Genomic DNA, 6,705 nt, shown 5'->3' with positions numbered 1-6,705 from the left:
CGGCGCACGCCCGGACCGCGCACCGTCCTGCCCGCCCACGGGCTTCGGTACGACGGCGTCGGCCGAGTGCGCGCCGTGGCCGATCCGCAGCGATGCGTCGCCGGCGCTGATCGACCCACCCGCCCACCGCCTGTGGACCGCCAATGGCCGTGTGCTCGACGGCGAGGCGCTGGCCGTGGCAGGTAATGCCGGCTATGACCTGGGCGCGCGCGCGAGGCAGATCCGCGACGGCCTGTTCGCCAAGGAACGCTTCACCGAACAGGACCTGCTGGCGATCCAGCTCGACGACCGTGCGCTGTTCCTGGAACGCTGGTACGCGCTGCTGCGGCAGGTGGTGACGCACAGCGACGATCCGGCGCTGAAGCGGCTCGAAGCGGCCACGCGCACATGGGAAGGACATGCCTCGGTCGATTCAGTGAGCTACCGGATCACCCGTGGCTTCCGCGGCCGGGTGCTGAAGGCGGTTTCGGAAGGGCTGCTGGCACCGGCCAAGGAGACGCTGGGCGACGACTATCTGGAACCCCGCCTGGCGCAACTGGAAGGCGCGCTGTGGCCGCTGGTGAGCGAGCGCCCGGCGCACCTGCTGCCGCCACCGCACGCCAGTTGGGAGGCACTGCTGGCCGACGCCGCACGCGGGTTGGAAGGCTCGCTGGCCGAAAGCCGCCCGGAACTGGACAAGCGAACGTACGGCGAACTCAACACCGCGGCGATCTGCCATCCGGTGAGCGCCGCCCTGCCCGCGTTCGCCAAGCGCTGGCTGTGCATGCCGGCTGACCCGCTGCCCGGCGACAACAACATGCCACGTGTGCAGGGTCCCGCGTTCGGTGCCTCGGAGCGGATGGTGGTGTCACCCGGCCACGAGGCCGACGGCATCATTCATATGCCGGGCGGACAGAGCGGACATCCGCTGTCGCCGTTCTGGGGTGCCGGGCATGCGGATTGGGCGCAGGGCAAGCCGACGCCGTTTTTGCCGGGGAAAGCCGTGCATACGATGACGCTGACGCCGCAATGACTGCAAAAACCCTGGTTCGCAGCTGACCGGTAGCGCCGGCCGTTGGCCGGCCCTCATGAACGCTGGCCGCAGCACGTGGGCCGGCCAACGGCCGGCGCTACCGGCGTCACCCTGCGGGCGCTCAACCGGCCCGGCTCCGCTCGATCAGATTCAACAACGGCCCGGTCATGGCGGTGGTCACCAGCGCCATGATCACCAGCACGGCAAACAGGCGGTCGCCCAGCAGGCCGAGTTCGTAACCCAGGTTGAGCACGATCAGCTCCATCAGGCCACGGGTATTCATCAGCGCACCCAGCCGCCACGCCTCGCGCGTTTCCAGTCCGGCACTACGCGCAGCGCTGAAGGTGCCGAGCAGCTTGCCCACGGTTGCCACCGCGATCACCAGCAGACACAGCACCAGATCGCTGGCCTGCAAGGCGTCGGCACGCATGCGCAGGCCGGTCATGGCGAAGAACAGCGGCAGCAGCAGGGTCACCGCGAACGGTTCCACTTTCTCCATCAGCAGCGTGCGCAGCTGCGCATTCGCCGACACCGCCACACCGGCCGCAAACGCGCCGAACAGTGCATGGATGCCCAGCACTTCCGTAACCAGGGCGCTGGCCAGGGCCAGCAACAGCACGCCGAGCAGCCAGCGACCTTCGCGTCCGGCCGGAATGTTCTGGCGCGCGAACCACGGCTTGACCAGACCCAGCATCAGCGCGACAAAGGCCACCACGCAGAACAGATTGACGCTGGCGGTGATCCACCCGGTGGCCTGCGCAGCTGCCACGATCAGCGCCAGCAGGCACCACGCGGTGGCATCGCCCAGCGCAGCGCAGGCGATGGCCGTCTGCCCCAACGGCGTGTGGGTGATGCCGCGGTCCGCGAGGATGCGCAGCAGCACCGGAAAGGCGGTGATGCTCATGGAAATGCCGACAAACAGCGCGAACGCGGTGAAACCCACGCCCTGCGGACCATGCGCGGGATACAGCCAGATGGCGAGCAGCACGCCGAGCACGAACGGCACCGCGATGCCGGCGTGGCTGACGGTGAACGCAAAGCGGCGGCGGCCGCGCAGCGCGCCCAGATCCAATTCGGCACCGGCCACCAGCAGGAACATCAGCACGCCGAGCTGGCTGAGCATGCCCAGCGGGCCTAGTGACGTGGCCGGGAACAGCGCGCCATGCAGGCCGGGCAGCAGGCTGCCCAGCACCAGCGGCCCCATCATCAGGCCGGCCGCCATCTCGCCGATCACGGCAGGCTGGCCGAGGCGCTTCAGCAGCGCGCCGGCCCCTTTGGCCACCACCAGCAGCACCAGCAACTGCAGCAGGAACAGGCCCAGCGGCGAAGCCAGGTGCTGGGCCCAGTCGCTGCCGACGACCTTTTCGGCCTTGGCGGCGACGGTGGGCATGCCCGGGCCGGCATAGCGCGCCAGCGCCAGGCCGATGGCCAGTGGAATCCCGGCCCAGGCCAGGTAGTGCCAACCCCATTTCATCGGCCGTGACTCGCCCCTGGTCTGTGCATCCATGTACGTTCCCCTGCGTGAGCGGGGATCATAACGCGTCGGTCGTGCCGGCCGCTGGCCGGCAACTGCACGATGCTGGATTGTCTGGTTGCCGGCCAGCGGCCGGCACTACCCGGCGATCAGCGCTTACGCGCTGATCGCCTGTTCGTGCACCCCCGCTACGGCGCGACCGGACGGGTCGGCCATGGCGGCAAAGCTGGCATCCCAGGCAATCGCCGCCGGCGACGAGCAGGCAATCGACTTGCCGCCGGGGACGGTTTCAGCCGCGGCCTGGGTCGGGAAGAACTGCTCGAACAGGTGACGGTAGTAATACGCTTCCTTGGTCTGCGGCGGGTTGTGCACGAAGCGCTTGTCGGCCGCGGCCATGACCCGGTCGCTGACCTGGGCTTCGGCGTGTGCCTTCAAGCCGTCGATCCAGCCGTAGCCGACGCCGTCACTGAACTGCTCCTTCTGCCGCCACAGGATCGACTCCGGCAGATAGCCTTCAAACGCTTCGCGCAGCACAGCCTTCTCGATCCGGCGAGCGCCATCACCGCCCTTCCCGACCATCTTGTGCTGCGCGTCGATGCGCATGGCGACATCGAGGAACTCACGGTCCAGGAACGGCACGCGCGGCTCGACGCCCCAGGCCATCATCGACTTGTTGGCACGCAGGCAGTCATAGTTGTTCAGCGCATCCAGCTTGCGCACCAGCTCCTCATGGAACTCACGTGCGTTGGGCGCTTTGTGGAAATACAGGTAGCCGCCGAAGATCTCATCGCTGCCCTCGCCGGACAGCACCATCTTCACGCCCATGGCCTTGATCCGCCGCGCCAGCAGGAACATCGGCGTCGACGCGCGGATGGTGGTGACGTCGTAGGTTTCGACATGGCGGATGACTTCGGGCAGCGCATCCAGGCCTTCCTCGAAGGTGTACTCGAAGCCGTGGTGCACGGTCCCCAGCGCTTCGGCCGCAATGGCGGCAGCGGCCAGATCGGGCGAGCCTTTCAGGCCGATGGCGAACGAGTGCAGGCGCGGCCACCAGGCTTCACTCTTGTCGCCATCCTCGATGCGATGGCGCGCATAGCGAGCGGCCACGGCGGCCACCAGCGAGGAATCCAGGCCGCCGGACAGCAGCACGCCATAGGGCACGTCGGTCATCAGCTGGCGGTGCACGGCACGCTCGAAGGCTTCACGCAGGGCGACGCGGTCTGCTTCGACACCTTCCACGGCGTCGTAGTCGCGCCACGGACGTTCGTAGTAACGGGTGAGCGTATCGGTCGCGCTGTCATACCAGTGTCCGGGCGGGAACTGCGCGGCGTCGGCGCAGATGTCGACCAGTGACTTCAACTCGGAGGCCACCACCAGCCGACCGTCCTGGTCATGGCCCCAGTACAGCGGTACCACGCCGATCGGATCGCGCGCGATCAGCACGCGCTGCTGATCGCGGTCCCACAGGGCGAAGGCGAAAATGCCGTTGAGGCGGTTGAGGAACGATGCGGGCTCGTCTTCGCGATACAGCGCGTTGATGACCTCGCAGTCCGAGCCGGTCTGGAACGCATACGGCTGGGCGAGTTCGGCCTTGAGTTCGCGGTGGTTGTAGATCTCGCCGTTGACGGCCAGGGCCAGGCCGCCATCCTCGGACAGCAGCGGCTGCGAGCCGCCAGCGGGGTCGACGATGGCCAGGCGCTCGTGCACCAGCACGGCACCGGTGTCGACGTACACGCCGCTCCAGTCGGGCCCACGATGGCGCTGGCGTTGCGAAAGGTCCAGCGCGCGACGGCGCAGGGCGGGAAGATCATCGCCGGCCTGCAGGCCGAACATTCCGAAGATCGAACACATGGGAACAGCTCCTGATGATGGGGGAATACACGTGTTGCAGGCATTCGACCGGCCACCCAGGCCCGGATGTGAAAAACCCGGACCATAAAAAAACCCGCATCGACCGATGCGGGTTTTCTGGTATCCGGGCGTATTTCTGGTTCTAGCCCTGGTCGCAGTCCCGCATCGGCCGCGCACGATTATTCGCGCGCAGATTATTGCGGTTGTTATTGACGACGGTGGTCAGGGGCGAGGCCATGGATCGAACGTACCCGGAAATTTTCGGGCGTGCAACTGTTGCTGTCGCAACTTACTTGGATTGCATGCCCGCCGGCCTCCCTTGGTGGCGCAGCTCCCGTAGAGCCGGGCTTGCCCGGCTGCTGTTGGATTCGTGCGAACAGCCCTCGGTTTGCGGCATCCCTGGTTTGGCGGGTCGGGATGGGCGTTCCGGGGGACGGCGCAAGTACGTCCCTGTAGCCTCGGTCGCCGCATCCATGCGGCTCACGCCCCCTCCAGCCCACCCTGACCCGCCATCGACAGTGCGTCGGTGGCCCATGGGAAATGCCAGATCAACGGCGGCGTTGATCCGGGGTCATGCGTTACCGGATGTTGGGGATTTCACGGCCGTCGTCTGTCGACCGACGCTACCAGGCCAGATCCGCGCGTGGATTTTGATTTTCCCTGGCCACCGACCCACTGTCGGGGCGGATTGGGATGGGCTGGAGGGGGCATGAGCCGCATGGATGCGGCGACTGAGCTTACAAGGACGTACTTGCAGCGTCCCCCGGAACGCCCGTCCCGAGCCGCCAACCCAGGGATGCAGTGAACACCGGCTGTTCGCCCAAATCCAACAGCAGCCGGGCAAGCCCGGCTCTACGGAGATGGTGCAATCCCAGAGTCAGGCCAGCAGGCGCTCGATCAGGCGCTGGTAGAGGGCCGGCAGGGCTTCGAGGTCGGCGACGGAGACGTTCTCGTTGACCTGGTGGATGGAAGCGTTGACCGGGCCGACTTCGATGCATTGGGCTCCGAGCGGGGCGATGAAGCGGGCGTCGGAGGTGCCGCCGCCGGTGCTTTCTTCCGGGGCCGCGCCGGCGAATTCGGCCAGCACCTGCCGGGCCACGCTGCGCAGCGTGCCTTCCGGGGTGTAGAACGGCTCGCCGCTGCGGTGCCACTTCAGCGTGTAGTCGAGTGCATGCGCGTCGAGCATCGCGGTGATTGCCGCTTCCAGCTTCGGGGCGTTCCAGTGCGGGTTGTAGCGCAGGTTGAACAGCACCTGCAGCTCGCCTGGAATCACATTGTTCGCGCCCGTGCCGGCGTGGATGTTGGAGACCTGCAGGCTGGTCGGCGGGAAGCTCTCGAAACCGTCGTCCCAGTGCCGCGCGGTCAGCGCTGCCAGTGCCGGCGCGGCCAGATGGATCGGGTTGCGCGCTTTGTGCGGGTACGCCACGTGACCCTGCACGCCCTTCACCGTCAACGTGCCCGACAGGCTGCCGCGACGACCCACACGCAGCAGGTCGCCCAGCACCGCCGTCGATGACGGCTCGCCGGTGATGCACCAGTCGATGCCCTGCCCGCGCTCGCGGAACAGATCCGCCACCCGGCGTACACCGTCGATGGCGTCACCTTCCTCGTCACTGGTCAGCAGCACCGCCAGCGTGCCCGGATGATCCGGGTGTGCCTTCACGAACTGCTCGGCGGCCACGACGAACGCCGCCACGCTGCCCTTCATGTCTGCTGCGCCGCGCCCGTACAGCACGCCCTCGCGCACCTCGGGCGTGAACGGATCGCTGGCCCACGCCTCGCGCGGGCCCGGCGGCACCACATCGGTATGACCCAGCAGCACCAGTACCGGCGCGCCCTGGCCATGGGTCGCCCACAGGTTGTCGACCTCGCCCAGGCGCAGGTGCTCGCACTGGAAACCCACCGCCTGCAGACGATCGGCCAGCAGCGCCTGGCAGCCGGCGTCGTCCGGCGTCACCGAAGGCCGCGCGATCAGATCGCAGGTCAGCGCGACGACATCGTTCATGCCCCTACCCCGAAGCGCTGCTTGAAACCGTTGTCGCTGAAACCCTGGCTGACCTTGCCATCGGCGGTGACCACCAGCGGCCGCTTGATCAGCTGTGGGTACTCGCGCAGCAGCAGCTTCCACTCGGCGTCTGACGCGGCCGCCTTGCGGTTGTCCGGCAGCTGCCGCCAGGTGGTGGACGATTTGTTGACCATCGCGCCCAATCCGCCCAGCTGTGCCGCCCATTCCAGCAGCAGCTCCGGCGACGGTTTGTTGTCGCGGTAATCCACAAAGGAATACGCCACACCGAAGCGGTCCAGCCACTTGGTGGCCTTCTTGCAGGTGTCGCAGTTCTTCAGCCCGTAAATGATGGTTTCGCTCATG

5 protein-coding genes are annotated in these 6,705 nt (G+C 67.3%); 1 reads left to right on the top strand and 4 read right to left on the bottom strand.

What is annotated here, in order from left to right; translation table 11 throughout:
* A partial coding sequence (locus tag RT551_RS16925) for a penicillin acylase family protein (RefSeq protein WP_313460770.1) occupies nt 1-1,012 on the top strand: 1,012 nt, incomplete at its 5' end.
* 121 nt (nt 1,013-1,133) lie between these two features.
* Here RT551_RS16925 and RT551_RS16920 read toward each other — a convergent pair.
* From RT551_RS16920 to RT551_RS16905, 4 genes are all read right to left on the bottom strand, one after another.
* A complete protein-coding gene (locus RT551_RS16920; RefSeq protein ID WP_313460768.1) occupies nt 1,134-2,519 on the bottom strand; it encodes a cation:proton antiporter in 1,386 nt (461 codons plus the stop codon).
* Nucleotides 2,520-2,642: 123 nt separating this feature from the next.
* A complete protein-coding gene (asnB, locus tag RT551_RS16915; protein WP_313460766.1) occupies nt 2,643-4,337 on the bottom strand; it encodes an asparagine synthase B in 1,695 nt (564 codons plus the stop codon).
* Between the two features lie 877 nt (nt 4,338-5,214).
* Complete coding sequence (gene dapE, locus RT551_RS16910; protein ID WP_313460764.1) at nt 5,215-6,342, bottom strand: succinyl-diaminopimelate desuccinylase; 1,128 nt, start codon at nt 6,340-6,342, stop codon at nt 5,215-5,217.
* Nucleotides 6,339-6,704: an arsenate reductase gene (locus tag RT551_RS16905; protein WP_313460763.1), complete on the bottom strand. Its 366-nt coding sequence runs from the start codon at nt 6,702-6,704 to the stop codon at nt 6,339-6,341. The genes dapE and RT551_RS16905 overlap by 4 nt, the downstream gene beginning before the upstream one ends.
* Between the last annotated feature and the right edge of the window lies 1 nt (nt 6,705).

This window comes from Stenotrophomonas sp. (genome assembly GCF_032103445.1).
Classification (GTDB): Bacteria; Pseudomonadota; Gammaproteobacteria; order Xanthomonadales; family Xanthomonadaceae; genus Stenotrophomonas.
Note: the sequence above shows the minus strand (reverse complement) of the source record. Positions and strands in the feature narration are given on the sequence as shown.